Consider the following 26,417-nt stretch of genomic DNA (forward strand, 5'->3'; position numbering starts at 1 on the left):
GAAAGAAATGTCCGAAAAAATGATCGAAATCAAGAACGTCTCCAAGTGGTACGGCCCCGTGCAGGTGCTCAACGACTGCTCCGTCAGCATCGCCAAGGGCGACGTGGTCGTGGTCTGCGGCCCCTCGGGCTCGGGCAAGTCCACGCTCATCAAGACCGTGAACGCGCTCGAACCCTTCCAGAAGGGCGAGATCACCGTCAACGGCATCCCGCTGCACGACCCCAAGACCAACTTGCCGAAGCTGCGCTCCAAGGTCGGCATGGTGTTCCAGCACTTCGAGCTGTTCCCGCACCTGTCGGTGACCGAGAACCTCACGATCGCGCAGATCAAGGTGCTGGGCCGCACGCCCGACGAGGCCAAGACCCGCGGCCTCAAGATGCTCGACCGCGTGGGCCTGATGGCGCACAAGGACAAGTTCCCGGGCCAGCTCTCGGGCGGCCAGCAGCAGCGCGTGGCGATCGCCCGCGCGCTGAGCATGGACCCGATCGTGATGCTGTTCGACGAACCCACCTCGGCGCTCGACCCCGAGATGGTCGGCGAAGTGCTCGACGTGATGGTGAGCCTGGCCAAGGAAGGCATGACCATGATGGTGGTCACGCACGAAATGGGCTTCGCCCGCAAGGTCGCGAGCCGCGTGATCTTCATCGACGTCGGCGGCCGCATCCTCGAGGACTGCTCGAAGGACGAGTTCTTCGGCCAGCCCGAGAACCGCCAGCCGCGCACCAAGGACTTCCTCAACAAGATCCTGCAGCACTGAACGCTGCGCCTTGCGACAAACGATAAGGGCCATGCCGGCGACGGCATGGCCCTTTCTTCATCGCCGGCCGCCCCAAGATGAAAACGCCCCCTTGGGGCATTTTTCGTGGCGAGGCGAACGCCCGCTAGGCGACGGCGGCTTGCGACGCGTCGGTGATCCACGCCGGCCATGCCGGTGGGCTCGACGCCACCCAGGCGCCGTGGCCGTCCGCGGCAAAGCCGTGGTCGGGATAGAAGCTGGCGCAGGCCTTGTTCTTGCCAGTCTCGGCGTACAGCGCGGCGAGACCGGTGGCGCCGGACGGCACGTGCTCGAACAGCGTGCACAGCAAGGCGGTCTCGATGCCCATGCCGAACACGCGGCACGACATCACGGCCTGCTCGATGGTCGCGCCGCGCAGCAGCGCGACGGCGATCAGGCCGTTGTCGCCGAAGCGGTCGGCGGCGTTCACCGTGACGACGCGCCCCTCGCTCGCGAACAGGGCCTCCAACTCGGCATGGGTCCAGCGCTTGCCGGTGGTGTTGAACTGGTTGGTCTTGTTGACCAGCTCCAGCGCGCGCGCGAACTTCGGATGCGATGCCGAAGCGATGACGTCGAAGCGACTGCGGATCTCGAGCGACGCGAGATAGTCGTCGCGGCTCATGGCCGTGGCCAGGCCGTCGCGCTTCTGCTTGGCCTGGATCAGCTCGGTGCGTGCCGCCGATTCGGAGGAGATCCGGGCCACCTGCGTGTGGGGCGAGAACAGGATGGCGTTGCGCCACTCGGCCTGGTCGCCCGAGAGCGTCCGGAGTTCGGGAATCGCCCGCGTGACCTCCTCGATCTCGCGCGGGTTGTCGTCGACGAAAAGAACATTGCCGGGCAGCAGGTTGGTCTCCGCCAGGATCTCGCGGATGTTCTTCGACTTCGGTTCCCAGTTGATCTTGAGCGAGCAGAAGTCGTCCACGCTCAGGCGGTTGGAGTAGACGTGGCGGATGCGCTCGACCGTTTCGGCATGGTCGTTCTTGCTCGAGATCGCCAGCAGGCCGCCGCGGCGCTTGAACTCCAGCAGCGCCTCGACATAGCCCAGCGGCCAGCCTTCGGTGTGCTCGTGCGGAACGATGTCGTCGAACTCGGCGAGCACGCCTTTCCAGAGCGTGTTGTCGAGGTCCGTGACGATGAGCTTGATCGGCGATTCGTTGCGCAGGACGGTGAGAGCATCGCTCACGCGCGTCATCACCGAACGGATCGCCTCGCCGTGGAAGAAGGCGTGGCTGAAGTGATTGCTGTAGATGTCGGAGACCGCCGCCAGGCCGTGGTAGCCCAGCAGGTCGTTCACTTCGATGTAGCGGCTGGTGCCGCGCGTCTCGAGCAGGGCCGCCAGTTCGTCGTTGAGCGTGCGGACCATGTGATGCAGCGACTTCCTGCGGCCGTTCAGCAGGATGCCCTGGTAGGTGGACGGTGGCTCGACGAAGGCGAAATAGAAGGTCGGCACGACCCCGCCGACGGCCGCCTCGATCTTCTCGACCACGTTGCGCAGGTGCGCGCAGGCGGCTGCGAGGGCGTTGTCGTATTCCTCGTCCGTCAGCGCGCAGGTGTGGATCAGATCGGGGCGCGCGCTGGCCGCTTCCCACAGCACCTGCCGCAGCGTCAGATGCACTATCACGCAGTCGTAGCTTTGCCAAGCGACGGCCGGCGGCTCGTCCCCCGGCCTGGACTGCATCAGGAAATGGTCGGCCTTGTGGCCCATGGAATCGGCCTGCGTCGCGATCGCTTCCGCAATGCAGGTGCCGAGCAGCGCCATGTTCATCGCGCGGGGCGTGCCCGCACGCAAGGCGTCGGGCTGCAATGCGATGCCCGACCCCGCCTGGGTTGGCGGGGCCTCCTCGGGCGCCGCGCGCTCCGGCGCTTCCGGTGAAGTCATCGGCCCGGTCGCGCGGTGGTCGCGCGACCGCAGGTTCAGGCGACGAAGAATCCTCTGAAAGCCGCTCATCTCTTTGATGGATTGAAGTTTGAGAAGTGACGGCGAGATGGTAAGCGACAGGGCGAAGGCGATTCGCTCGCTTGCCCCTCCGGCACTTCACTTCGGCGCCGGCGCCTCGGACAACACCGCGTCGAAGAAGGCCGGAATCTCCCGCCCCAGGCGCGCCAGCAGCGCCGGCCGGTCGAAGCCCGGCGGATCGGCGGCGATGTCGCCGTCGGGCGTCTGGATGGGCATGGACGGCGTGTCCATGAACGCAAAGTGCCAGGCATTCGGGATGCGCTGCAGCTCGGCCGTGGGCATGTTGCGCGCGATCCATTCGGCATGGAAGCGCGGCACCAGGAAGCGGTCCTGCTCGGCTTCGTAGATGCGCGTGGGCACCCGCACCTGGGCCAGCGACGCGGCCGTGAAGGGCACGCCGGCCGGGGCCATGGCCACGACGGCGCGCACGCGCGGGTCGCGCAGCGAAGGCAGCAGCGATGCGGCCGGGGCGGTGGGGGCGGCGGGGGCGGCGGGCGCTGCGGCCGTCCCGCCATCGCGGCCCACGCCGCAGAAGACCGGATCGGCGGTGCGCTCGCTCGTGCAATGCGCGGCGATGCGCGACAGGTCGGCCTGCGCGCCCGCGAGCGCGAGCACCGTGTAGCCGCCGGCCGAGTGGCCCAGGGCGCCGATGCGCGGGCCCTGGTCGTCGCGCGCGATACGGTCCTTCCATTGCGGGTCCTGCAGCAGGGCGTCGATCACGTGCGAAGCCTGCCGCGGCCGTTCGCCGAAGTAGGCGGTTCCGCCCTGTTTCAGCAGCGAGCTGTCCTGCCAGTTGTCGCCCGGATGGCGCAGCGCCGCCACCAGGTAGCCCGCGCGCGCGAGCGCCTCGGCCAGGCTGCCGTGGCCCAGCTCGGTGCCGGCGAGGCCGTGGCTCAGCAGGATCAATCCCTTGAACTTCTCGTCGGGCGGCGCCTGGATCGCGGCGCGCACGGTGAACGGCCCCATGGCCGTCGTGCGGGGCGCGGCCTGCGTCGGGTAGTAGAGCGCGACCACGGCCGGCGCGGCATCGGGCGTGGCGCCCGGAATGCGGAGCTGCCGCCAGCCGGCCTCGGCGGCCAGCAACTGGCAGGACAGCAGCAGGCCCGAGGCGAGCAGCAGGGCGTGGCGAGAGAGGAGGGCAGTGGCGCGCATCGGGGTCTCCATGGCGGGGTCGGTGGAGTGCGCATGGTTGCCGCGGGACGGCGCGGCTGCCAGGCGAATGCGATGAAGTGCGCGAAAGGCGTCGCGAAACGACCGGGTGAGGTGTCGAGGCCTCGTGGGTGGGCCGGAGCGGTCATGCGCCTTCGGTGGGTCAATCCGCCGATCGATAGACGGTCTTTCCTTCGAGCACGGTCTCCAGCACGCGGATGTCCTTGATGGCCGATGGATCCACCGCTGCGGGATTGGCCGAGAGCAGGACAAGATCCGCCCACTTGCCGACTTCGATGGAGCCGCGTTCCTTTTCCTCGAAGTTCTGGTAGGCCGCGTTGATCGTCGTTGCGCGAAGCGCATCGATCGCACTGACGCGTTGCGCGGGCCCGATCACCGCGCCGCTCGTCGATACGCGGTTCACGGCGGCCCAGATCAGCCGCATCGGGTCCATCGGCACCACGGGCGTATCGGCATGGATGGTGTAGACCATGCCACGGTCCGCCGTGGATCGCGCCGGACTGATGCGCTCCGCACGCACCGGTCCGAGGAAGACGTCGCGGTGCCGATCGCCCCAGTAGTAGGTGTGAAGGATGAAGTAGGACGGAATCACGTTCAGCCTTTTCATCTCGTCGAGTTGATCCTCGCGCACCGTCTGCGAGTGGATCACCGTGTGACGTGCGTTGCTGCGCGGTGCTTCTTCCTGAGCGCGCCTGAAGGCATGGAGGATGTCGTCGATGGCCGCATCGCCGTTCCCGTGAACGAGCAACTGGCGACCGGCCTTGTGATGACCGAGAACCTGTTGCGCAAGTGCCTCGCGATCCGCACGCGGAAAACCTCGGTAGCTCGCGTCGCCATGGAATGGCGTGTGGTAGGGCTGTCCCAGGTAACCCGTATAGCCTTGGATCGAGCCATCGGCGAAGGTCTTGATGCCGCCGATCTTCACCTTCCTGCTCTTGAGATCGACCGTATCGAGTCCGGACATGCTCGTCGGCAAGGCCACCACGCGAATGCCGAGGTCACCTGCCTGCGCCGCCGCTTCGAGGGCCTTGATGCCGTCGGCACCGCTCGCACCGTCGCTGGCCGTCGTCACCCCGCGGGATGCATAGAGCGCGCTGATGGCTTGGATCGCGGCCTGCACCTGTGCCGCGGTCAGTGGTGGTTTGAGCCCGCCCACCATCTGCACGGCTGTCTCCTCGAGCACGCCATCCGGTTCACCGCTCGCATCCTTTCGAATCACGCCGCCCGATGGATCGGGCGTTGCGGCGTCGATGCCGGCCAAGGCCAGGGCGACGCTGTTCGCCACGGCAAGATGGCCCGAGACATGGGTGATGAGGATCGGTTGTGTCGCCGAGACTCGATCGAGATCCGCGCGGGTCGGATGGCGCTTCTCGGCGAGGAGCGTGTCGTCGTAGCCGAAACCGGTGATCCATGCGTCGGGTCCGAGCTTGGCCCTTTGTTCCTCGAGGACCGACAGCAACTGCGAGAGGTCCTGCACCGGCCCGATCGGCGGGCTGTTGAGATCGGCCTCGAACAGCAGGTTGGTGCCCGCGAAGATAAGATGACTGTGTGCATCGTAGATGCCGGGGATCAGCGTCCTGCCGTCGAGATCGATGACCCGCGTCGAGTCGCCGATATGCTTTTCGATCGCGTTCGATGCGCCGACGGCGAGGATCCTGCCATCGGAAATCGCGACGGCCTGAGCGACCGAGTTGTTTTCGTCGAGCGTCAGGACCGTGCCGTTCTTGTAGACCACCTGTGCCGCCTGCGCCGGCGGCGGAGGAGGGACGGACGCGGCGATCTCCAACCCCCCGTTTCCGCCACCCCCGCTGCAACCCACCATGGCCATGCCGCTGACGGCAAGAAGGAGCGCCGCGCCGATCGATCGGGAACGCGAGCGCACCTTGCCCTGAAAAAAGGCACTTTTCATCTTAGATTACTCCCTTGCGTGAACCGGGCCAGAACGTTGGCGCCGGATTCAATCTACGAAAGAGCCTTGCGATTCGATAGAACCAGTGGCTTTGTTTTGGTGGAGCCAGGAGGAAAAGATGACGCTGCGCCTACTCGCACACGGCACCGCAACGGTGCGATGTCTCGTGGCATCGGCTTGCACGGTGGCAAGCCTGCTGGCATCGATACCGACACAAGCCGCCGAGGACTGGACCGAGATCGCGTCCACCCCGCGCAAGAAGGTGCTGCTGCAACGCGATTCGATCCGTCCGCATGGCGATGTCGTCGAGGCCTGGACGCTCTACCGCTACGACGAACTGCAGACCGATGTCGGCAAGACCCCGTTCCGCACCTCGCGCTATCTCTACGACTACGACTGCAAGGGCGCGCGCGAGAAGATGCGCCGTGTCGTGAGCCACAACGGGCCGCTGGAAGCGCACGACATCGACCTGAGCCGGCGCAGCGAGTGGAAGGCGGTGGGCGGGCCGACGACGGTGAGCGGGATCGTGTTCAAGAACGTGTGCGCCGGAGCGCGTTGATCGGTGCCAACCGAGGAAGGACACGCCCGCGGCGTGCGCAATCGCATGAAGATGTACATCCTGGTTCGAGACGACATTCCGTTGGGCTTTGCGATGGTCGCGGTCGCCCATGCCTCGCTGGCCGGCTATCTCAAGTTTCAGGACGAGCCCGAAACGCGGCAATGGCTGGCCGGTCCTTTCTTCAAGGCGGTCTGCAAGGCAAATGCCAAGGAGTTCGAGAATGCGAAACAGGTCGCGGACCATCTGGTCTTGACCGAATCCGCCTTGGAGAACCGGGAGGTGGCGATCGTCTTCAAGCCTCGGGAAGAGTGGCCGAAGATGTTCAAGTTTCTTCGGCTCTACAAAGAGGCATCGCCCGCCGCGCTGGAGTCGCCTACTTGAGCCCTTCGGTATCGAGCGCCTTGCGAACCGCGGGCCGTGCCCGCACGCGTTGATACCAGGCCCGCAGGTTGTCCAGCCCATCGAAATGGATGTCGGCTCTGTAGACGGACGCCAGCCATGCGGCCTGGCCCCATTGGGTCAGCGCATAGAGGTAGGCGTCGGCGGCCGTGAAGCCATCGCCCATCAGGTAGTCGCGGCCGGCAAGCTGCTCGTCGATCCAGGCATAGCGCTGCTCGAGCTTGGGCTTCGCGGTCTCGACGCCGTACTTTCCGGCGAGCACGGCATAGAGCAGGGGAATGAAGCCCTTGTGGATTTCCGAGGTCAGGAAGCTCAGCCATTCCTGCAGGCGATAGCGCTCGAGGCTGCCGTTCTCCGGCGCGAGGCGCGATGCCGGCTTCAGGTCGGCCAGGTACTGGACGATGGCGGGGCCTTCGCGCAGCAACGTGCCATCGTCGAGCTCGAGCAGCGGGACATAGCCGAAGGGGCTGAGTTCGCGGAAGTCGCGGCCGTCCTGCGTCCTGTGCGTCTTGTGGTCGACCTTGACGAGGTCGAAGTCGAGGCCCAGTTCGTTCAGCACGATGTGGGGCGAGAGCGAGCAGGCGCCGGGGATGTAGTAGAGCTTCATGGGTTCTTCGATGGGCGGGAGGTACGGCGCTGGAGAGCACCTCGGGCCATGTTAGGAACCGGGCGGGGATTTGGAAGAAGGCACATAAACTGCCTCTAGGTTAAAAAAATATACCTGCGGCCTTCTTCTCAATCGCGTGCTATGAAATCGAACGTCTCGGGTTGTTCCGTCGAGGAAGCCATGCGCCTCCTGGGCGGCCGCTGGCGACTGCTGCTGGTGTCCTATCTTGTCGATGGACCCAAGCGATTCAACGAATTGCGCCGCGACGTGCCCGGCATTTCCCAGCGTTCGCTGACCCTGGACCTGCGCGCGCTCGAAGAGGCCGGGCTCGTGCAGCGAACCGTCCATGCCACGGTGCCGGTCAAGGTCGTGTACCAGCTCACGCCGGACGGCGAGCGCCTGAAGCCTGTCGTCAGCGTGATGATGGAATTCGGGCTGTGGCTGAAGGCCAGGGCCGCGGGCTGACGCGTTCGCTCGACCGGGTTGCCTTCATTCTCTCCATGCACCTTCGTGGCTCAACCAAAAAGCACCCAACAATGATCACGAATCGCATCGTTCTCTCTTTGCTGATCGCCCTTGCCGCGGGTTGCTCGAGCCCGCCGAATGCCCCGCAAGCGAAGCCACCGGGATTTGGCAGCCTGGCGGACTACCCTGTTCCTGTTGGTTCCGGGGGCGGGCCGGAATTGGAGTATTGCTTTCACTACTCGAAGCGCTTGTGGGAACTGACCAGTCTTCTGCGAGAGAACCAGATCACGCCTCAGAAGGCGCGGGACGTCACGAAGGCTTCTCTTGGCAGCCAGGCGATAGAGGAAGACCTGCTGGACTTGGACCAGTTCTCTCGCGAGTCGATCACGCCAGAGGCACTGGCTGGCGAACGCTTCATGCGATGCGCCAAGGTACTCCACCTTCCCGTTGAAGCCAGACACCACGCGATTTCTCAGTCCTGCTTTGGAGTGCTGAAGGTGCCGCGCTACGTCTACGGGCTCAAGGAACAAGGGAAGACGATCGATCAAGCCAGGGCGACATTGCTCGCGGCGAATTCCCTATCCACCGGCAGGATCCTGGGCTCGATCATTGACGACGTCTACGCAAGCTCGGGCGTCGATCAGTTCAATGGATTGAGCCGCAGGATGTTTCTTTCCTGCGTTGCGGCGGGCGGTGGTCCGAACGTTACCCAGCAATAGCGATCGGCAATGAATACCTGGACCGTCCAGTTCGGCGCGTCTCCTCCGTTCGAGCGGCCGAATCAGGTGGGTGTTGCCGTCTGGGTCGAGATCGATGAGATCGCCCCGGACACCTGCATCACCCGCTGTTGGAAAACGGAGTTCGTGGGCATGGATTGGATGCAGGACCTGCCGATCCAGGAGCGCCGGCAGGGGCTTCCATTTCAATTGCAGCAGGGCTTAGCGGCGGATCTGCTGAACTCGATCCGAACGGCAAGAGTCGGTGTCGCAGCCCTGGGAGACTTGGCCTACATCCATCCCATGACGTACCGGTTGATCATTCGATCGGGGTTCAATGGCTGCAGCCTCGAATGGGTTCACGAGTTGCCTCTGGAATGGACGGAGCTGCGGAAAGCCGTCGAGGTGCTCGAGTCCATTGGACGCTCTCGAGAGAAATGACGAAACAGCGTCGTCATTCAAGCAGTGCAACTCAAGGCAAGCGCCCGATCCCCTGCGTCAGCAAGTCGAAGAACCCCTGCGCATCCCCCTCCGTGATCCAGCGCACGTTCGCCGGCTTCTTCAACCCCCCATACCAGTCCACCACCGTCTGCCCGAACCCCAGCCCCTCGCGGCTGTCGATCGCCATGTTGACCCATCGGCCGCCGAACAGCGAAGGCTGCAGCAGGTAGCCGACCACGGTCGCGTCATGCACCGGCCCGCCGGGCAGGCCGTAGTACTGCATGTCGTGCCGCACATAGGCATCGAGGATGTCGGCCACGATCCGGCCCGCCTGGTTGCCGAGGCCGCGCAGCCGCGCGATGCGCTCGGGCGTGGCCAGCACCTTGTGCGTGAGGTCCAGCGGCAGCATGGTGATCGGCACGCCGCTTCCGAGCACGATCTCGGCCGCATGCGGATCGGCGAAGACGTTGAACTCGGCCGTCGGCGTGATGTTGCCGCCGTTGAAATGCGCGCCGGCCATGAGCACCAGCTCGCGCAGGCCGCGCACGATGTCGGGCGCCTGCGCGAGCGCCAGCGCGAGGTTGGTCTGCGGGCCGAGCATCGCGAGCGTCACGCTCTGCGCGGGCGCGGCGCGCAGGGTGTCGATGAGGTAGTCGACCGCATGCCCCTCGGCCAGCGGCTGCGCGGGCTCGTGCACCTGCACGCCGGTGATGCCCTCGCTGCCGTGGATGTCCGCCGCGTAGATCGGCGTGCGCAGCAAGGGACGCTGCGCGCCGCCGTGGACCGGAATGTCGGGCCGCTGCCCCCACTCGCGCGCCAGCCGCGCGTTGCGCGAGGTCTTGGCGAGCGGCACGTTGCCGGCCACCGTCGTCAGCGCCTGGATCTTCAGGCGCTCGGGCGAGGCCATGGCGAGCAGCAGCGCGATCACGTCGTCGGCACCGGGGTCGGTGTCGATGATCAGCGTGTGGACGGTGGTGTCGTCGGAAAGCGGGGGCGTGTTCGTCGGCATGCGGGCTCCATGCAGGCGCGACGGGGCGCGCGCCTGCGGGCAGCCAGTCTGCCAGAGCTTCAGCCCAGGAGCCGCCTGGCGAAGAAGGCCAGGATCTCGTCGCGCGCCGCGATGGTCGGCTGTCCGGCCTCGTCGATCAGGTGCGCGGTGACCACGCTGTGCGGGCTCGCGACCACGTGGGCGAAGAAGGGCGGCGTGACGGGATTGGCCGCGCTGTCGGGCAGCACGCGCGCCAGGAAGCGGTCGCCGAGCGCCTGCGAGAAGGCGGCGAAGCGCTCGGCCTTGCAGAACCTGTCGCCGTCGAAGCGGTAGGCCATCACCGTCAGGTCCTCGCGTTCCAGCCGCTCGCGCACGGCGGCCAGCTCGTCGGCCGCCACGTTGGTGCCGGCCGCGTCGTCGACCGGCAGCGAGGGCTGGCACACCACGGGCGCGAGCACGGCGCGCTCGAGCATCATCGACAGCGCGAAGTTGCCGGTGAAGCACATGCCGATCGCGCCCACGCCGGGGCCGCCGCATTCGGCATGCGCGAGCCGCGCGAGCGCGCGCAGCCATTGCGTGACGGGGCTCGAGGCGTTCGACGCGAAGGCGCGGAACTCGGCGCTCACGCAGGCGCGCTTGAACACCGCCGCGCCTTCCTCGGCCTGCGGCACGGCCCCGTCGCGGCCGAACAGCGAGGGCATGTAGACGGTGAAGCCCGCATCGCGCACCCAGCGCGCGAAGCGCGCTACCTGCGGACTGATGCCGGGCATCTCGGTCATCACGATCACGGCGGGGCCGCTGCCCATCAGGTAGACCTTCTTGGCGACGCCGTCGAGTTCGATCTCGCGCGAGGAGAAGTCGTCGAGCGGGTCGTCGCGGTCGAGCGGGCGAGTTGCGGATGCGTGGGTCATGGCGTGGGCAGCAGGGTGGATGAAGCTTGTATTGGGCCCACCGGCCGTTCAGAATGGCAGTGTCCTGTTTGACTGTTTCAGGGCCAAATCGGACAAAGCCCTCCTATGCACGACTTCACGATCCTGGTGCTGCCCGGCGCCTTCGCCTCCAGCGTCGCCGCCACGGCCGACATCCTCGGCGCCGCGCGCTCGGTGGCCGCGCGCGCCGGCGTGGCGCCGCCGCGCTGGCGGCTGTGCTCGCCGGCCGGCGGCATGGTTGCGTTGCGCTCGGGCATGCACATCGACACCGTGCGCCTGCCGACGCGCGCGCGCGACGACCGCTCGACCTGGGTGGTGCCGGGGCTCGGGCTCGACACGCCCGAGCAGATCCGTCGCTGCCTCGAGAGCGAGGACGCCGCGCGCGCCATCGACGGGCTCGCGCGCCATGCGCGCGCCGGCGGCCAGGTCGCGGCCTCGTGCTCGGCGGTGTTCCTGCTCAATGCGGCGGGCCTGCTGCAGGGCCGCCGCGCGACCACCTCGTGGTGGTATGCCGCGCTGCTCAAGCGCATGGCGCCCGATTGCACGGTCGACGTCGACCGCATGGTCTGCGCCGACGGCCCGGTGGTCACGGCCGGCGCGGCGTTCGCGCAGACCGACCTGATGCTGCACCTGCTGCGCGAACGCTGCGGCAGTGTGCTCACCGATCTGGTGTCGCGGCTGCTGCTGATCGACGGGCGCCAGGCGCAGGCGCCATTCATCGTTCCCGAGCTGCTGGCCAACGGCAACGATCTGGTGGCGCGGCTCGCGGCGCGCGTGGAAGCGGCGCTGCCCGCGCCACCCTCGGTGAGCGAGCTGGCGCGCGAGTTCTGCATGTCGGAGCGCACGCTCGCGCGCCACGTGATGAAGGCCACCGGCAAGAGCACGCAGGCGCTGCTGCAGGGGGTGCGACTGCGGCGCGCGCGGGCGCTGCTCGAATCCAGCCGCATGACGGTCGACCAGGTGGCCGGCGCCGTCGGGTATCAGGACGCCACCGCGCTGCGGCGCCTGATGAAGAAGGTGGCGGGCGCGAACCCCAGCCGCTATCGCAACTGAGGCGCGCCGGCCCGCGCGGCGTTTGCTCTTACTTCTTGCGCGCCGCGATCGCCTTCTCGGCGCGCGCCACGAGGTCGGCACCCACGGTCGGCTTCCACTTCTCGTACACCGGGCGCGTGGCCTTCACGAAGGCGTCGCGTTCCGCGGGCGTGAGGCTGGTGACGGTCACGCCCATGGCCGCGATGTCCTTGAGCACGGGCTTGTCGGCTTCCACCAGGCCCTTGCGCGCGATGACGATTTCTTCCTTGCCGGCGTCGATCGCGGCCTGGCGCACGATGGCCTGGTCGGCCGGCGTCCACGAGGCCCAGATCTCCTTGTTGACCACGAACACCAGCGGGTCGGCGACATAGCCCCAGGTGGTCACGAACTTCTGGCCCACGGTGTGCATCTTGAGCACGGTGAACAGGAACAGCGGGTTCTCCTGGCCGTCGACGGCGCCGCTGGCGAGCGCGGGCTGCGCATCGGCCCAGCTCATCTGCGTGGGGTTGGCGCCCAGCGCGGTCAGCATGTCGGAATAGATCGGCGAACCGACGACGCGGATCTTCATGCCCTTGACGTCGGCCGGCGTCTTGATCGGCCGCTTCGAGTTGGTGATCTCGCGGAAGCCGTTCTCCCCCCAGGCCAGCGGCACCACGCCGGCCTTGTCGAGGGTCTTGAAGATCTCCTGGCCGACCTCGCCCTGCGTGAGGGCGTCGATGGCCGCGTAGTCGGGCATCAGGAAGGGCATCGAGAACAGGTTGAGCTGCTTGACCTGCGGCGACCAGTTGATGGTCGAGCCCACGGCCATGTCGATCACGCCCTGGCGCAGCGCGCTGAACTCGCGCGTCTGGTCGCCTTGAATGAGCGACACGCCCGGGTACAGCTTGATGTTGATGCGGCCCTGGGTGCGCTCCTTCACGAGGTCGGCCCAGATCTTCCCGGCCTGGCCCCAGGGCGTGGGCGGGCCCAGCACCAGCGACATCTTGTACTCGGCCTTGTAGGTGGCCTGCGCCATGGCGCCCGACGAGAACATGCCCAGGGCGGTCGCGACGGCGGCGAGGCCGAGCAGGGTGCGGCGGAATTTCATCTGATCTATCTCCTCGTTGAAAAAAGTCGGGCGGCCGCGGGCACGTTCATCAGTAGCCGAGCTTGCGCGGCAGCCACAGCGCGAGTTCGGGGAAGGCGATAACGAGCACCATCACCACGAACATCGAGAACAGCATCCAGCCGACCCAGCGCACGGTCTCCTCCATGCGCACCTTGGCGATGCGGCACGACACCATCAGGTTGACGGCCAGCGGCGGCGTGAACTGGCCGAGCGCGACCTTGAGCGTGAGGATCACGCCGAACCAGACCGGGTCCCACTTGTAGTACTGCACGATCGGCAGCAAGAGCGGCACGAAGATCAGGAAGATCGAGACACCGTCGAGGAACATGCCGACGGTGATGAGCAGCAGGATCAGCAGCGCGAGCACGCCGTATTCGCCCAGGCCCGAGTTGACGATGGCGCGCGTCACCGGATCGATCACGCCGAGCGTCGACAGCGAGTAGGCGAAGATGCCCGCGAGCGAGACCACCAGCAGGATCACCGCCGAGAGCTCGCCCGATTCGCGCAGGATGACGAACAGGTCGCGGACCTTGATGGTGCGGTGGATGCACATGCCGACGAAGAGACCGTAGAACACGGCGACCACGGCGGCCTCGGTGGGCGTGAACCAGCCCGCGCGCATGCCGCCGAGGATCAGCACCGGCGCCGCCAGGCCCCAGGTGGCTTCACGGAAGCTCTTCCAGAACGGCGGGCGCGGCAGGGTGGATTCGAGCGCGCCCATCTTGTGCTTGCGCGCCAGCCACACGGCCGGAATCATCAGCGCCAGGCCGGCCAGCACGCCGGGCACCATGCCGGCGGCGAACAGTGCGGGCACCGAGGCGCCGGGCACCAGCACCGAATAGACGATGAAGGCCACAGAGGGCGGGATCAGGATGTCGGTGGCCGCGGCGGCGCCGACCACGCTGGCCGAGTAGGCGGCCGGATAGCCGGCGCGCGACATCGCGGCGATCATCACCGCGCCCACGGCGGCGGCATTGGCCGGGCCCGAGCCCGAGATGCCGCCGAGGAACATCGCGACCGCGATCGCCACCAGCGGCAGCATGCCGGAGCCGCGGCCCACGATGGCGATGGCGAAGTTCACCAGCCGTAGCGCGACCCCCGAGCGGTCGAAGATCGAGCCGACCAGCACGAACATCGGAATGGCGAGCAGCGGGTACTTGCCGAGGCCGGCATAGAAGTTCTGCGGCACGGCGAGCAGGCCGAACCACTGGGCGTCGGTGTTGGCGAGCGCGATGCAGGCCGCGCCGGCCAGGCCGAGCGCGGCGCCGATGGGCACGCCCACCAGCATCATCAGCAGGAAGGCGACGAACAGGAGCGTGGCGATCATTCGGCGGCGTCCTGCTGGTCGTTGTTCTTGTGCTTGCGGCCGCGCCGCACGAACAGCCCGATGGCGCGCAGCGCGATGGCCAGCGACACGATCGGCAGCCAGATCGAATACCACCAGGCCGGCACGCCGATGCCGGGCGAGGTCTCCTCGAAGCGGTAGTCGTCCCAGACCATGCGCACGCTGAGCGCGGCGATCAGGCCGAACAGCGCGGCGATCATCAGCGCGCCGAACTGGGCCAGCCGGCGGCGCCGCGCCATCGAGCCGCTCTCGGCGAAGTACTCGATGCGGATGTGGCGGTCGCGCGCGACCGCGGCCGAGCCGGCGACCAGCGCCAGCATGATCATCAGGAACACGGAGACCTCCTCGGTCCAGGCGAAGGAGGAGTCGGTGAAGTAGCGCACCAGGACGTTGGCGAAGGTGATGAGCGCGAGCGCGCCCATGATGAGCACGGTGAGCCAGTCCTCGATGCCCAGGGGCACCTTGGTGGGCTCGTCGGCGGCTTCGATGTCGGGGGGGAGGGGGCTGGCGGCGTCCAGCGTGGGGCCGGACTCAGGAGGAGTGGTCATCGGAGGAAACGGGCAGCTGGGGCAGGCGCCATGTCACCGGGCGGTCGCCGGGACGCGATCCGTACACCTCGACAGGGGAGCTGGCGTCGATTCTGGGGCGTCAATGTCCACTGATATATCGGGGGTTTCCTTAGCTGTGGCCTGCGTTTTGAGGACGTGGGAAGGGGTAGGTTTTCTGCGTTTTGGCGGCTATGGGCGGTTGCCTGGGGCGTCCGGGGCGTGCACAGGACACCGGGTGCTTCCCTCCGCGAATGTCCCCCGGCCTTCGGCCTCCTCCTTTATTTCGCTGCGGGAAGCACCCGGTGCCCTGTGCATGGTGGGTGCGGGGGGGAGGTGGGTGGTTCGACCGCGGTCGACTTTGGTATGACTGCGCTCAACGTTCGCCTCGGACGGGTTGCCGGCAGTCGGCTCGGCTCCGTCGCAGAATGCGGCCAGAAGCAGACCTTCGCAGCCACGGTGCAAATCGAAGTGTTGGCATCGGACGAGGAGGACCAATTGATCGAAAAAGAGAAGTACCCAGCCGATTGGCTGAAAAAAGTCCCTGCGGTTGTCTTCGGCTCGCTTGCGAGGGGGCAGATACGGGTCTTGTTGCATCCTGGCAATGGACTTGCCGACGGCGGTGCTCCGCGTGATGTGCCTGCGGTCCAACTTCCGGTGGATCTCCGCATGCCAAATACGCTTCTCTGGGTCGAGTTGGATGAGTCGATGAGCATTGCCAGAGTCTGGAGGCGAGACATGTGAATGGCTGCTCTGGAATAGCCCAGTCGCAGCAATGCCTGAGGTCCGACTCCATGTGTGGGGTGTCATCACGGTCGACATCGCCGAGCAGATCGATCAATTTGCGGCTGCTACGGGATTCAAAGTTGAGAAGATCTCATATCGAATCGATCAGTGGTATGTTGGCTAGGCGCGCAAAGTCAGTGCATTTCACTCCCGGCAAGCGTCTGTTTCGGCCGCGAAGCTCCTTGAACCGCAGCTCGGCCAATGGCAGGTCTCCTGTCGTGGCGGCAGTTTGAGCAGCGTAGAACTCCAGGCAAACGATATCGAGTCCGGTAACCGCACCGAGCCCTCCTAACTACATCTAGATGCCACCCCGCCTATGAGCAACAGCGTGAGCGGAATCTTCCATCCGCAGAGCCACAAAGTCCTCCGAGAGGAAGAAGTCGTGGCAGTGTCGCCAGGTGGAGTACTCGACGTTCGGGTCGATGATTTTGAGGCGGTGTTACGGATTTCACATGAGATCGTCGCGGCCTACTGGGCGGATTGCGAAGGAAGCGTGGGTCAGCACCTCGTGCGTGCCGTCGCGTCTCAACAGAATCACGCACTTACGCGACTAAGGCGCTCCGTGGAGGCTCCCGTTCCGGACGACCAGCCATTGAGGAAGCATTTCCAAGAGGTTGCTGCCATCTTGGTGCCTGGGCAGTACGTCTTCGTACTGGAAGACGTGCCAGCCGATTCGTACGTTGTGGAGCACGAAGTGCGGCCGGAGATGGCATTGGACGTAACTCAGTTCTATCCCGGCTTCGGGGCCATGATTGCCACTCATCCCCGAGCAGCCTTGTCTCGGCCCACGATAGATCGTCACGCACAAGCAATTCAATGTGGAGAGCGACCAGTCGTTGTCACCATATCGCATTGCAAGGCATGGGCTGAGTTCATTGTTGATGGTCATCACAAGCTTCATGCCTACCAGCGCGAAAACATTGCCATTCGACGCTTGAACATCATCCGCCGACAGAGTTCCAGGGTGGAGATGGAGGACCTGCTGTCGTTTCTGGCCGAGCGGGACTTGCAAAAGCACCTGCGCGAAAATCGCCCGGTCGACTAGTCGACTAGTCGACCGGGCGGTGAGGGCTAGAGCGCAGAGTTTGGTCCATTGCCCAATGCTCACTGCGATCGTCCAGTTTCCTTCTGTGGGGCCTCGCGACCGTGTCGTCCGCCTGGCCGGAATGATTTCTGGAGTGAGATGGCTCTCCGCTGAGGGCGGCCGGAGCCTGCTACGGCAGAATCCGGCCAAAAGGAGTCGGTCGCGCATGCAGTCTGATTTCGGCCGACTGGCTCGTTCGCACAACAAGGAGAAGGCATTGAAGGACCCAGCGGAGCTGTTTCAGCCGATTCTGGACAGCGTGTCGCCGCTGCTTGAATCGGGGTGGAATGAACTGGTCCTCGACTACTACGTCGATGACGAGCAAAGCGACCTGACGGGAAGCTACCTTATCCGCACGGCCACTGGCCTTGACGAAGTGGCAATCGTCGCTCCGCCTGCGCTCGATGGCCTGCTCCGAACGCTACGGGCCAGCCTCGCGGGCCGCTCGCAAGGCCCGTTCTCCCATTGCAAGTTCCGTGTGTCGAGAGGCGACGGTTCTTTCAAGGCCGACTACACCTACGATGCGGTCAATTGGAACGAGTTGCTGACTGCCTCCGGCTGGAACTTCGCCGAAGCTCCGACCAAGCGCGTATCGCAAACGGGTGTTGGAGCGACGTAGGAGCGAGGACGGCAGCTGGCTACAGTCGGCCAGGACCGGTCACTCGCATCTACCTTTCAACGAGGGCCTCGAAGTGGACGCGCGCTTATCACTCCCCTTTTTTCTCTGAGGTTCATGCAAATGTTGGAGTCTCTTGTATCGGGAAGACCTGCCTCGAAGCTCTTCAAGTCTTTGATGGAGGCCGATGGCTCGCTCGACGCGCGGGCGCTCGACATTATCCTCGGGCTTGAGTATCCGAACCTCAGTCCAGGCGCTTTCATCGCCATACGCCGGTGGTCGAATTTGGAAAGTGGATTTGAAGTGTCGGACGAGGACTTAGACGCCCTGATTGCGCACTATCTGAAAGAGGCCGGGTACGTCGACTAGCTCGGCTCTTGGCCCCGATAGCGGCGGCGCAGGTGTGGCAGGATGCGGCCAGAAGCGGTCACTCGGTCATCCACGCAATCAAAAAGGAGCGAACGTGGTCTTCCTCGCGATCACCCTCACTGGCCTGACGGAAGTGTTGCGTCTTGCAGCGGGTTCGGCACGTTTGACCTGATGCCGCGCAATGCCACTACAGAAGAAGGCTATGGCGCGCTAGAAGAGAAAAGCTTGCATACCCGAACAGCTAATTATTCGAAATTGAATTCAAACATCTGGAAAAACATTCTTTCTCATCTCGCTCCAGTAGGCAGAGTTTTTGCAGAGTGGAAAACAACCTCGGGGGAAATTTCCTACATGATTGTCCCTGACGCATCCAAGCTCGGAAATGAAACAGTGACAGACGATGATGACCTGCGATTTGATGAGATAGAGAGCTTGAAGGTCATGCAGACGTTGCGGCCAATGGGGCAGTTAGTTGTCGCGAACGATGTTGATAGCTGTCGTCGAATACTAGTGTCGATACCCTATGTGCATGTGATGGAAATTCATGGCGGTATCGAGATAACTTTGAAAAATTAAAGGGCGGCCTTGTCAGGGCTTTTCGTCATTGCTCAGGAAATTTGACTTGATAAGCTACGCACCACAAGGCGCTGGTGGGGCGTTAGGGAGCTTCGCTGCGAATGTCCGCTACCGCAGATCACGAATGACCGCAATGGGCCCGAAGCGGAATTCGGGCTTGCTCCAGAGCAGCCATTCGTCCCGGTCGTTTGAGTAGCCAAGCCTTCTGAAGTGATTTAGCTCTCGACCTGTCGAACCGGGATTCCTTGCCTCAAAGCTTCGGCTGCCACGGCTCTACTTTCAACCTCATCTTCAATGAGCAGTGCCATCTTCGAAACTTCGTTGAACGGCAGGTAACCACTGCGGTCCAGCGTTTGCTCTTCCACGCGTAGGCCGCGATCCCGCAGCCTCTTAATCAGCCTTCGGGCTTCCCGAGACTCCATTTCCCCGAGGTCGATGCGCCAACGTCCGCGAAGCTGCAGGACGGCCTGCTGGGCAGGCAGTGCAGTGAATTCGGGCACCACGCGGCGTAGTGCCTGGATTTCTTGAAGGGTCGCTCCGGGCTCATCAAACAGCACCGCGAGGGTCGATGTCTGTCGATGGACCTGCAAAAGTACCCAGCCTGGCTCGGTACCGTCCCATAAGTGGCTGTAGTTCGACATCATGCAGGGCTCGAAGGACCGGTTGTGGCCGACTGCGTCGCTACTCGCGCATGCGTACACGCGACGTCCCAACATAGATGGCCAGGGCGACTGCTGCTGCCACGATGGCCCCCATCAACCAGAAGTCGCGACGTTGCTCGATTTTCCCGACATATGCCTGATATGACAGAACGGGTCCAGCAGTACCCTCCAACGTGACGACCTCTCCCAAGTGAATCCCTATCCGCAATCTGGGGCCGGCGGCTTCAACGGCGCCCGCTTGCTCTTGTGTGACGCTGAGAATCGATGCAAAGGGAAGATAGAGAACGGGCCGCAGTCTCAGCATGAGTTCATCGTGGTCAATGTAGTTTGCGACGCCAATGCCCAGACCGGCGTCGAACTTCGTCGTTCCATGGTTGATGCCAGACCTGCTGATTGCTTTCTCTATCGGGCCGACGTACTCCAGCATTGCGTCACGCACCGTGAGGGTCTTCTCGGCGGGAGCCCTCATTTCTGCTCGGTGCATCAACATCAAGCCAGCAATGACCAACAGTCCAATACTGCAATATGCGCGGTACTCCCGGAACCATCGCAAGACCTTCGCATTCGCTGCCAGCTCCATCACTTCCCCAATGTCAGCTTCGATGGTCGGATTTTGCCTTCTGCTCGCAATGTCTGGCTCTGGTCGCGAATACCTACTCGCGCAGGGCCAAAGAATGTTGGCAATCTTTCCAAGGAGGCTGCTCGCATTGTTTGTCGACGATCGGCATGGAGCATAGAGCTGCCACCGAGACCAACCCTTCAAGCCTCTACCAAACCGAATCTTCTCCATCACGAAGGCTTCAGCCATCGCGCCAAGGGACCTGTCCTCACAGAGCGGGCCGCGAACCCGCAGCCCGCAGACCAGCCCCTACCCGCCAGCCTCAAGCGCTCCATGCCGCGCCTTCTCGCTCATCTGAAACAACACCCCCGCTTCGCGTGCAAGTCCAGCCGCAAGCCAGAGCAGGTTGTCCAGTTGTCGAGGCCCATCACCGCTGCACCAATCGATGTCTTTACCGTGGCAGACCCACAGTAGAGCTTCGAGTTGGGAAAGGGTGTTTTCGAGGAGATCCCCCGGGCCTTGGGCGGTTTCTCCGGGAGATACCGGCGTGCGACGCCGGGCTATAGTCTTGGTAGCCATTTTTGTGCGTCCTTTCGAGGGTATTGCACGAACTTGGTTAGACGGTCAGGGTGCTCGCTACATCCTGGCCGTCGCCTTTTGATACCTCGCATCTGCATCGCTGCTTTCGCACCGACAACCTGCCGCGAGGCGAGCAGCCTTCAAACATCTCGGTGGTGTTGGGTGTGTTGCGCCTTTCTTCTCCCCTAGTTGGGGTATCGAGTGAGAGGGGCATTCACTCTAGAGAAGAAGCCGGCAAGCTGCCGTGCCGTTCGGCACGAAGTCGAGGCAACCGCGACTAGATGCAGCTTCCGCGATGCGCTGCGCGCGCGCCTCGCGGGACTGTGTGATGTCGGCTCGCAGCGGCTCAACGATCACGCCGATGGGGTGCCTTGCGCAGCGAAATCAAGGAGGAGGCCGAAGGCCGGGGGACATTCGCGGAGCAAGGTGCCCCGTCGGCGTGATCGCCCCCCGATGCGAGCGAGCAAGAAAAGACTCAGTCCATCCAGGACCGCGCCCGCTCCAGATGCTCGCGGCACTCGCGCACCATGCGCTCCAGCAGTTCGGCGCAAGTCGGGATGTCGTCGATCAGCCCGATGCATTGGCCGGCGGAGACCACGCCGTCCTGCACCGCGCCCGACTCCAGCGCGGCGCGGCCGCGCGCGCCTGCCACCAGCGGGCGGATCTCCTCGAACTCGCAGCCGCCCGGACGGTTCTCCGTGGCCACCACCTCTTCGGAGATCGCGTTGCGGAACACGCGCGCGGTGTTGCGCATGGTGCGGAACATCAGCTTAGTGTCGCGTTCGCTCGCGTCCACCAGCGCCTGCTTGATGTTGTCGTGGATCGGCGCTTCCCTGGTCACGCAGAAGCGCGTGCCCATGTTCACGCCCTCGGCGCCGAGCGCCAGCGCGGCCGCCATGCCGCGGCCGTCGGCGATGCCGCCCGAGGCGATGATCGGAATGCGCAGCTTGCGCGCCGCGATCGGCAGCAGGATCAGGCCCGGCACGTCGTCCTCGCCCGGATGGCCCGCGCACTCGAAGCCGTCGACCGACACGGCGTCCACGCCATTGCGTTCGGCCGACAGCGCGTGGCGCACCGAGGTGCACTTGTGGACGATCTTCACGTCGTGGCGCTTGAGCGCCTCGATGAAGTCCTTCGGGCTGTTGCCCGCGGTCTCCACGATCTTCACGCCGCTGTCGATGATCGCCTGCACGTACTCGGCGTACGGCGGCGGCTTCACGGCCGGCAGGATCGTGAGGTTCACGCCGAAGGGCTTGTCGGTCAGCGCGCGGGTGCGCTCGACCTCGCGGCGCAGGTCGTCGGGCGTGGGCTGCGTGAGCGCGGTCACGATGCCCAGGCCGCCGGCGTTGGAGACGGCCGCGGCCAGTTCGGCGCGGCCCACCCACTGCATGCCGCCCTGCACGATCGGGTAGCGGATGCCGAGCAGCTCGGTGATGCGGGTCTTCATGCGGGCGCTTCCTCTTACAGCGTCTTCACCAGCTCGGGCACGGCCGTGAACAGGTCGGCCACGAGGCCATAGTCGGCCACCGAGAAGATCGGCGCTTCCTCGTCCTTGTTGATCGCCACGATCACCTTCGAGTCCTTCATGCCGGCCAGATGCTGGATCGCGCCCGAGATGCCCGCGGCGATGTACAGCTGCGGCGCCACGATCTTGCCGGTCTGGCCCACTTGCCAGTCGTTCGGGGCATAGCCCGCGTCGACGGCGGCGCGGCTGGCACCCAGGCCCGCGTTGAGCTTGTCGGCCAGCGGGGCCATCACTTCGGTGAACTTCTCGGCGCTGCCCAGGGCGCGGCCGCCCGAGACGATGATCTTGGCGGCCGTCAGTTCGGGGCGCTCGCTCTTCGTGACCTCGCGGCCCACGAAGCTGCTCTTGCCGCTGTCGGCCACGCCTTCGGCGGTCTCGACCGTTGCGCTGCCACCGGTGGCGGCGGCTGCATCGAAGCCGGTGGTGCGAACGGTGATGACCTTGGTCGCATCGCTGCTCTGCACGGTGGCGATCGCATTGCCCGCGTAGATCGGACGCTCGAAGGTATCGGGGCTGTCGACCTTGGTGATGTCGCTGATCTGCGCGACGTCGAGCTTGGCGGCCACGCGCGGTGCGACGTTCTTGCCGTTGGCGGTCGAGGGGAACAGGATGTGGCTGTAGTTGCCGGCGATGGCCAGGACCTGTGCGGCGACGTTCTCAGCGAGGTTCTCGGCGAGGCTCGGGCTGTCGGCCGCGATGACCTTGGTGACGCCAGCGATCTGGGCGGCGGCCTTGGCGGCTTCGGCCGCGTTGGCACCGGCCACGAGCACGTGGACGTCGCCACCGCAGGCGAGCGCGGCGGTCACGGTGTTGAGGGTGGCCGGCTTGATGCTGGCGTGGTCGTGTTCGGCAATGACGAGTGCGGTCATGTTCGTTGTCTTCCTCAGATCACTTTGGCTTCGTTCTTCAGCTTGTCCACCAGCGTGGCGACATCGGGCACCTTGATGCCGGCACCGCGCTTCGGCGGTTCCGAGACCTTCAGCGTCTTCAGCCGCGGCTTGACGTCCACGCCGAGGTCCTCGGGCTTGAAAGTGTCGAGCTGCTTCTTCTTGGCCTTCATGATGTTGGGCAGCGTGACGTAGCGCGGCTCGTTCAGGCGCAGGTCGGTCGTGATGACGGCCGGCAGCGTGAGCGAGACGGTCTCGAGGCCGCCGTCGACTTCGCGGGTCACGTTGGCCTTGTCGCCGGCGACTTCGACCTTCGAGGCGAAGGTGGCTTGAGGCAGGTCGGCCAGCGCGGCCAGCATCTGGCCGGTCTGGTTGGCATCGTCGTCGATGGCCTGCTTGCCCAGGATGATGAGCGAGGGCTGTTCCTTGTCGACCAGCGCCTTGAGCAGCTTGGCCACGGCCAGCGGCTGCAGCTCTTCCGAGGTCTCGACCAGGATGCCGCGGTCGGCGCCGATGGCCATCGCGGTGCGCAGGGTTTCCTGCGATTTGGCGTCGCCGCACGAGACGGCGATGACCTCGGTCACCACGCCCTTCTCCTTCAGGCGCACGGCCTCTTCGACGGCGATCTCGTCGAAGGGGTTCATGCTCATCTTGACGTTGGCGATGTCCACGCCCGTGCCGTCGCTCTTGACGCGCACCTTCACGTTGTAGTCGACGACCCGTTTGACGGGCACGAGAATCTTCATGGCTGGTCCTTCAATGAAAAACGGAGGGGGTTCACTCGAGCTTCGCACCCGACTGCTTGATGAGGCGCTCCCAGATCGGCCGCTCGGTCTTCCAGGCGGCGGCGAAGAGTTCGGGCGAGCTGTCCTTGAGCTCGAAGCCCATGGCCGCAATGCGCTCGCGCACGTCGGGCTGCTGCGAGGCCTTGCGCACTTCCTCGGCGATGCGGTCCACGATGGGCTTGGGCGTCTTGGCGGGCACGGCGAAGGCAAGCCAGCCGGTCACGCGGTAGGCCTCGTCCTTCAAGCCCTGCTCGGCCATCGTCGGCACGGTGGGCAGCGCGGCCATGCGGCGTTCGCCGCTCACGCCGATGGCCCGCACCTTGCCCGCGTCGATGTGCGGCTTGGCGACCAGCGCGCTCGCATAGGCCATCTGGATCTGGCCGCCGATCAGGTCCTGCATCATCGGCGCCTCGCCCTTGTAGGCGACGTGGTTCATGTCGGCCTGCTGCGTGAGGCTCATGTGCGCGCCCGCCAGGTGCGGGTAGGCGCCCACGCCGTAAGAGCCATAGGCGACCTTGCCCTTGTTCGCGGCCACGTACTTCAGCAGTTCGGGCGCGGTCTTGGCCGGCACGCTCGGATGCACCACCAGCACCAGCGGCCCCATCGCCACCTGGTAGACCAGCGTGAGGTCGCGCTGCGTGTCGTAAGGCAGCTTCTCGTAGAGGAACTCGTTGGTCAGCAGCGAATTGCTCAGCGAGAAGACGATGGTGTAGCCATCGGGCGCTGCCTTGGCGACCATGTCGGTGCCGATGATGCCGGCCGCGCCGGGCTTGTTGTCGATCACCACGGGCTGGCCGAGGCCGGCCGCCATCTTCTGGCCCAGCACGCGCGCGAGCACGTCGGTGGCGCCGCCGGCCTGGAAGGGCACGACCATGCGGATCGGCTTGTTCGGATAGGGCGACTGGGCCTGGGCCGGCGCATGGGCCAGCGCGAGCAGCGCGGCGGCGGCTGCGGTGGTGGCGCGCAGCAGCGCGCGACGGGTCGGGTGTCGGGTGATGGTCATGGTGTCCCTGATGGTTCTTGGGGTCGGAGAAACGAAAGGCGGCGGGCCGTGCGCTGCGGCCCGCCGTGCGGCGGCTTCAGGCCGTCGCGACGCGGGTCTTGAAAGGCAGCGGCTCGAGCGCCTGCTGCAGCCGCTCGGCGAGCGCCGCGGACTGCGCGCCGGCGGCGGCGGGGTCGATCGTCACGCGCACCAGGCTCTCGCCCTCGTGCGTCACGCTCGGGCGCGCGGCCTCGGGCAGGCCGAGTTCGGCGCAGAGCTCGGCCACGGTGGCGGCCACCACGCGGCTCGCGGCCATGGCGCGCAGTTCGGGCTTGTAGATCTTGCCGACGTTGGTCATCGGCAGCGCATCGACCAGCGCCACCCACTTGGGCTTGGCCGGTGCCTCGTCGACGCGCGCGGCGGTGAAGGCCAGCAGCTCGTCCTCGGTGGCGGCGCCGCCGGGCACCAGCGTCGCGAACACCACGGGCAGCTCGCCCGCGTAGGCATCGGGCGCGCCGACCGCGGCGCAGACCTGCACCGCGGGATGGGCGCTGAGCGCGTCCTCGATCACCTTGGGATCGATGTTGTGGCCGCTGCGGATGATCAGGTCCTTCGAGCGGCCCGTGAGGTTGAGCCGTTCCTCGCTGTCGATCCAGCCGAGGTCGCCGGTCGCGAGCCAGCCGTCGGCCGTGAAGGCCTTGGCGTTGTCGGCCGGATCGACGAAGCCCGAGAACACGTTGGGTGACTTGAACAGCACCATGCCGGTCTCGCCGCGCGCCACTTCGCGGTCGCTCGCGTTGCCGTTCTCGTCGAGCGCCACCACGCGCATCTGCATGTAGGGCAGGCGAAAGCCGACGCAGCCCGCGGGGCCGTCGACGCCGGGCGGCGTGATGGTCGAGATGCCGGCCATCTCGGTCATGCCCAGGCTCTCGTGCACGTGCAGGCCGAACAGGCGCTCGAAGCGCGCGGCGAGTTCGGGCGAGAGCACGGCCGCGCCGGTGCGGCAGTAGGTGATCGAGGAGATGTCGGCGCCGTCGAGAGGCACGTTGGCGAGCGCGGCCAGCACCGTGGGCACGGCCGACAGCGAGGTCGGGCGGTACTTCGCGACCAGCTTCCAGTAGTTGGCCAGCACCTGCTTGTTGCGCAGCAGCGAGGGCGTGGGAATCACCACCTCCACGCCGGCCGAGAGCGAAGCCAGCGAGGCCGGCAGCACGCCCGCGACGTGGAACAGCGGATAACCGTTGATCGAGATGCCGTGCTCGTTCATGCCCGCGACCTGCACGCTGGCCCAGGCGGTGAACACCTGCGCGCCATGGCTGTGGCGCGCGAGCTTGGGTGCGCCGGTGGTGCCGCCGGTGTGGAAGTAGGCGGCGATGTCGCTCGAAGCGATGTCGCGGCCGCTCACGAGGCGGTCGTCGGGTTGCGCAGTGCGCAGCGCCTCGAAGTCGGCCACGCCCTCGGGCAGCGCGCCCGCCGCGCCCGGTGCCTCGTCGTGCGGGGCCACGCGCAGCAAGGTGGTCAGGCCCGGCACCTGGCCGCGCAGCCGCAGCGCCTTCGACCACATGCCCGACTCGGCATCCGAGCCGTAGGCGATCAGCACCTTGGCGCGGGCCGCGGTCATCAGCGCGACCAGCTTCTCGTCGGTGAGCAGCGGATTGAGCGGCTGCACGATGCCGGCCGCCTCGCCGCCCCAGAGCGCGAGGTGGTATTCGAGGCAGCCCGGCAGCAGCACCGCCACCGCGTCGTTCGGGCCCACGCCCAGGTCGTGCAGCAGGTTCGCGGTCTGATGGATGCGCGCGAGCAGCTCGGCGTACGACCAGCGGATCGGCGCATCGTCCGGGTTGCCGGTGCGCAGGAAGGTCAGTGCGGTCTTGTCGCCGAAGGCATGGCCCGCGTTGCGGAAGATCTCGTAGGTGCTGCGCACCGTGAGCGCCTGCGCCAGCGGCGTCTGCTCGAGCGCGTGGATGTCGGCGAGGCTGCGCACGGGGCGCGCGGGCCGGAACGGCGCGCCCACGGGCGTCGCGTAGTCGTTGTCGTGCCGGTCGTTCCTGTCGGTCATGGC

At 65.7% G+C, this 26,417-nt stretch carries 28 protein-coding genes; 12 read left to right on the plus strand and 16 right to left on the minus strand.

Annotation, left to right across the window (positions count from 1 at the left end; genetic code table 11):
- Positions 1-19 precede the first annotated feature (19 nt).
- Complete coding sequence (locus tag AC07PU_RS29585) at positions 20-757, plus strand: amino acid ABC transporter ATP-binding protein (protein WP_093354121.1); 738 nt, start codon at positions 20-22, stop codon at positions 755-757.
- 124 nt (positions 758-881) lie between these two features.
- On the opposite strand, the gene AC07PU_RS29590 is transcribed toward AC07PU_RS29585, so the two are convergent.
- From AC07PU_RS29590 to AC07PU_RS29600, 3 genes are all read right to left on the minus strand, one after another.
- Complete coding sequence (locus AC07PU_RS29590; protein WP_495321909.1) at positions 882-2,654, minus strand: HAD-IIIC family phosphatase; 1,773 nt, start codon at positions 2,652-2,654, stop codon at positions 882-884.
- Positions 2,655-2,810: 156 nt separating this feature from the next.
- On the minus strand, positions 2,811-3,884 hold the full coding sequence (locus AC07PU_RS29595; protein WP_495321910.1) for an alpha/beta hydrolase family protein: 1,074 nt from the start codon (positions 3,882-3,884) through the stop codon (positions 2,811-2,813).
- Positions 3,885-4,044: 160 nt separating this feature from the next.
- Positions 4,045-5,811, minus strand: coding sequence for an amidohydrolase (locus AC07PU_RS29600; protein ID WP_495321911.1), 1,767 nt, complete (start codon positions 5,809-5,811; stop codon positions 4,045-4,047).
- Between the two features lie 184 nt (positions 5,812-5,995).
- On the opposite strand from AC07PU_RS29600, the gene AC07PU_RS29605 reads away from it, so the two are divergent.
- A complete protein-coding gene (locus AC07PU_RS29605; RefSeq protein ID WP_495321912.1) occupies positions 5,996-6,370 on the plus strand; it encodes a surface-adhesin E family protein in 375 nt (124 codons plus the stop codon).
- A 45-nt stretch (positions 6,371-6,415) separates the two neighbouring features.
- The gene (locus AC07PU_RS29610; protein ID WP_495321913.1) at positions 6,416-6,751 is read left to right on the plus strand and encodes a peptidyl-tRNA hydrolase; all 336 of its coding nucleotides are present in this window, start codon (positions 6,416-6,418) and stop codon (positions 6,749-6,751) included.
- Here AC07PU_RS29610 and gstA read toward each other — a convergent pair.
- Complete coding sequence (gene gstA / locus AC07PU_RS29615; protein WP_093354060.1) at positions 6,744-7,376, minus strand: glutathione transferase GstA; 633 nt, start codon at positions 7,374-7,376, stop codon at positions 6,744-6,746. The genes AC07PU_RS29610 and gstA overlap by 8 nt on opposite strands.
- A gap of 141 nt (positions 7,377-7,517) precedes the next feature.
- Between gstA and AC07PU_RS29620 the strand changes: the two genes are divergently transcribed.
- From AC07PU_RS29620 to AC07PU_RS29630, 3 genes are read left to right on the plus strand one after another with little or no spacing between them, the layout of a single operon-like run.
- A complete protein-coding gene (locus AC07PU_RS29620; RefSeq protein ID WP_093354062.1) occupies positions 7,518-7,841 on the plus strand; it encodes a winged helix-turn-helix transcriptional regulator in 324 nt (107 codons plus the stop codon).
- Positions 7,814-8,560 (plus strand): hypothetical protein, encoded by a 747-nt coding sequence (locus AC07PU_RS29625; RefSeq protein ID WP_495321914.1) that lies wholly within the window; start codon positions 7,814-7,816, stop codon positions 8,558-8,560. Before AC07PU_RS29620 ends, AC07PU_RS29625 begins: the two co-directional genes overlap by 28 nt.
- A 9-nt stretch (positions 8,561-8,569) precedes the next feature.
- Complete coding sequence (locus tag AC07PU_RS29630; RefSeq protein WP_495321915.1) at positions 8,570-8,998, plus strand: hypothetical protein; 429 nt, start codon at positions 8,570-8,572, stop codon at positions 8,996-8,998.
- A 31-nt stretch (positions 8,999-9,029) separates the two neighbouring features.
- On the opposite strand, the gene AC07PU_RS29635 is transcribed toward AC07PU_RS29630, so the two are convergent.
- Together AC07PU_RS29635 and AC07PU_RS29640 are read right to left on the minus strand one after the other, a co-directional pair.
- Entirely contained in the window at positions 9,030-10,007 is a 978-nt protein-coding gene (locus AC07PU_RS29635) for a nucleoside hydrolase (protein ID WP_495321917.1), read from the minus strand.
- Between the two features lie 59 nt (positions 10,008-10,066).
- Positions 10,067-10,897 (minus strand): dienelactone hydrolase family protein, encoded by an 831-nt coding sequence (locus tag AC07PU_RS29640; protein ID WP_495321918.1) that lies wholly within the window; start codon positions 10,895-10,897, stop codon positions 10,067-10,069.
- Between the two features lie 105 nt (positions 10,898-11,002).
- Between AC07PU_RS29640 and AC07PU_RS29645 the strand changes: the two genes are divergently transcribed.
- Positions 11,003-11,968 (plus strand): GlxA family transcriptional regulator, encoded by a 966-nt coding sequence (locus tag AC07PU_RS29645; protein ID WP_495321919.1) that lies wholly within the window; start codon positions 11,003-11,005, stop codon positions 11,966-11,968.
- 28 nt (positions 11,969-11,996) lie between these two features.
- On the opposite strand, the gene AC07PU_RS29650 is transcribed toward AC07PU_RS29645, so the two are convergent.
- From AC07PU_RS29650 to AC07PU_RS29660, 3 genes are read right to left on the minus strand one after another with little or no spacing between them, the layout of a single operon-like run.
- The gene (locus AC07PU_RS29650; protein WP_208512118.1) at positions 11,997-13,034 is read right to left on the minus strand and encodes a DctP family TRAP transporter solute-binding subunit; all 1,038 of its coding nucleotides are present in this window, start codon (positions 13,032-13,034) and stop codon (positions 11,997-11,999) included.
- Between the two features lie 49 nt (positions 13,035-13,083).
- The gene (locus tag AC07PU_RS29655) at positions 13,084-14,382 is read right to left on the minus strand and encodes a TRAP transporter large permease (protein WP_057590991.1); all 1,299 of its coding nucleotides are present in this window, start codon (positions 14,380-14,382) and stop codon (positions 13,084-13,086) included.
- Complete coding sequence (locus AC07PU_RS29660; RefSeq protein ID WP_495321920.1) at positions 14,379-14,948, minus strand: TRAP transporter small permease; 570 nt, start codon at positions 14,946-14,948, stop codon at positions 14,379-14,381. The genes AC07PU_RS29655 and AC07PU_RS29660 overlap by 4 nt, the downstream gene beginning before the upstream one ends.
- A 363-nt stretch (positions 14,949-15,311) precedes the next feature.
- On the opposite strand from AC07PU_RS29660, the gene AC07PU_RS29665 reads away from it, so the two are divergent.
- The 5 genes from AC07PU_RS29665 to AC07PU_RS29685 all read left to right on the plus strand — a co-directional run bounded on the left by AC07PU_RS29665 (position 15,312) and on the right by AC07PU_RS29685 (position 18,376).
- Positions 15,312-15,689 (plus strand): hypothetical protein, encoded by a 378-nt coding sequence (locus AC07PU_RS29665; RefSeq protein ID WP_495321921.1) that lies wholly within the window; start codon positions 15,312-15,314, stop codon positions 15,687-15,689.
- Between the two features lie 370 nt (positions 15,690-16,059).
- Complete coding sequence (locus AC07PU_RS29670) at positions 16,060-16,776, plus strand: hypothetical protein (protein ID WP_495321922.1); 717 nt, start codon at positions 16,060-16,062, stop codon at positions 16,774-16,776.
- Between the two features lie 205 nt (positions 16,777-16,981).
- Positions 16,982-17,434: a hypothetical protein gene (locus tag AC07PU_RS29675; protein WP_490877747.1), complete on the plus strand. Its 453-nt coding sequence runs from the start codon at positions 16,982-16,984 to the stop codon at positions 17,432-17,434.
- Between the two features lie 174 nt (positions 17,435-17,608).
- Positions 17,609-17,800: a hypothetical protein gene (locus tag AC07PU_RS29680; RefSeq protein ID WP_495321924.1), complete on the plus strand. Its 192-nt coding sequence runs from the start codon at positions 17,609-17,611 to the stop codon at positions 17,798-17,800.
- Positions 17,801-17,971: 171 nt separating this feature from the next.
- Positions 17,972-18,376 (plus strand): hypothetical protein, encoded by a 405-nt coding sequence (locus AC07PU_RS29685; RefSeq protein ID WP_490877745.1) that lies wholly within the window; start codon positions 17,972-17,974, stop codon positions 18,374-18,376.
- A 215-nt stretch (positions 18,377-18,591) separates the two neighbouring features.
- Here AC07PU_RS29685 and AC07PU_RS29690 read toward each other — a convergent pair whose 3' ends face one another.
- The 7 genes from AC07PU_RS29690 to AC07PU_RS29720 form a co-directional block, all read right to left on the minus strand.
- The gene (locus AC07PU_RS29690; protein WP_490877744.1) at positions 18,592-19,020 is read right to left on the minus strand and encodes a hypothetical protein; all 429 of its coding nucleotides are present in this window, start codon (positions 19,018-19,020) and stop codon (positions 18,592-18,594) included.
- A gap of 37 nt (positions 19,021-19,057) precedes the next feature.
- Positions 19,058-19,846 carry a hypothetical protein gene (locus tag AC07PU_RS29695; protein ID WP_495321925.1) on the minus strand — a complete coding sequence of 263 codons (789 nt, stop codon included), beginning with the start codon at positions 19,844-19,846 and terminating at the stop codon, positions 19,058-19,060.
- An 805-nt stretch (positions 19,847-20,651) separates the two neighbouring features.
- On the minus strand, positions 20,652-21,623 hold the full coding sequence (locus tag AC07PU_RS29700; protein WP_495321926.1) for an NAD(P)H-dependent flavin oxidoreductase: 972 nt from the start codon (positions 21,621-21,623) through the stop codon (positions 20,652-20,654).
- A gap of 14 nt (positions 21,624-21,637) precedes the next feature.
- Complete coding sequence (locus tag AC07PU_RS29705; protein ID WP_495321927.1) at positions 21,638-22,570, minus strand: electron transfer flavoprotein subunit alpha/FixB family protein; 933 nt, start codon at positions 22,568-22,570, stop codon at positions 21,638-21,640.
- 14 nt (positions 22,571-22,584) lie between these two features.
- On the minus strand, positions 22,585-23,334 hold the full coding sequence (locus tag AC07PU_RS29710; RefSeq protein ID WP_208507727.1) for an electron transfer flavoprotein subunit beta/FixA family protein: 750 nt from the start codon (positions 23,332-23,334) through the stop codon (positions 22,585-22,587).
- Positions 23,335-23,365: 31 nt separating this feature from the next.
- Complete coding sequence (locus tag AC07PU_RS29715) at positions 23,366-24,376, minus strand: Bug family tripartite tricarboxylate transporter substrate binding protein (protein WP_495321928.1); 1,011 nt, start codon at positions 24,374-24,376, stop codon at positions 23,366-23,368.
- A gap of 76 nt (positions 24,377-24,452) precedes the next feature.
- Positions 24,453-26,414, minus strand: coding sequence for an acyl-CoA synthetase (locus tag AC07PU_RS29720; protein ID WP_495321929.1), 1,962 nt, complete (start codon positions 26,412-26,414; stop codon positions 24,453-24,455).
- Between the last annotated feature and the right edge of the window lie 3 nt (positions 26,415-26,417).

The organism is Variovorax sp. GW821-FHT10D07 (assembly GCF_059415325.1).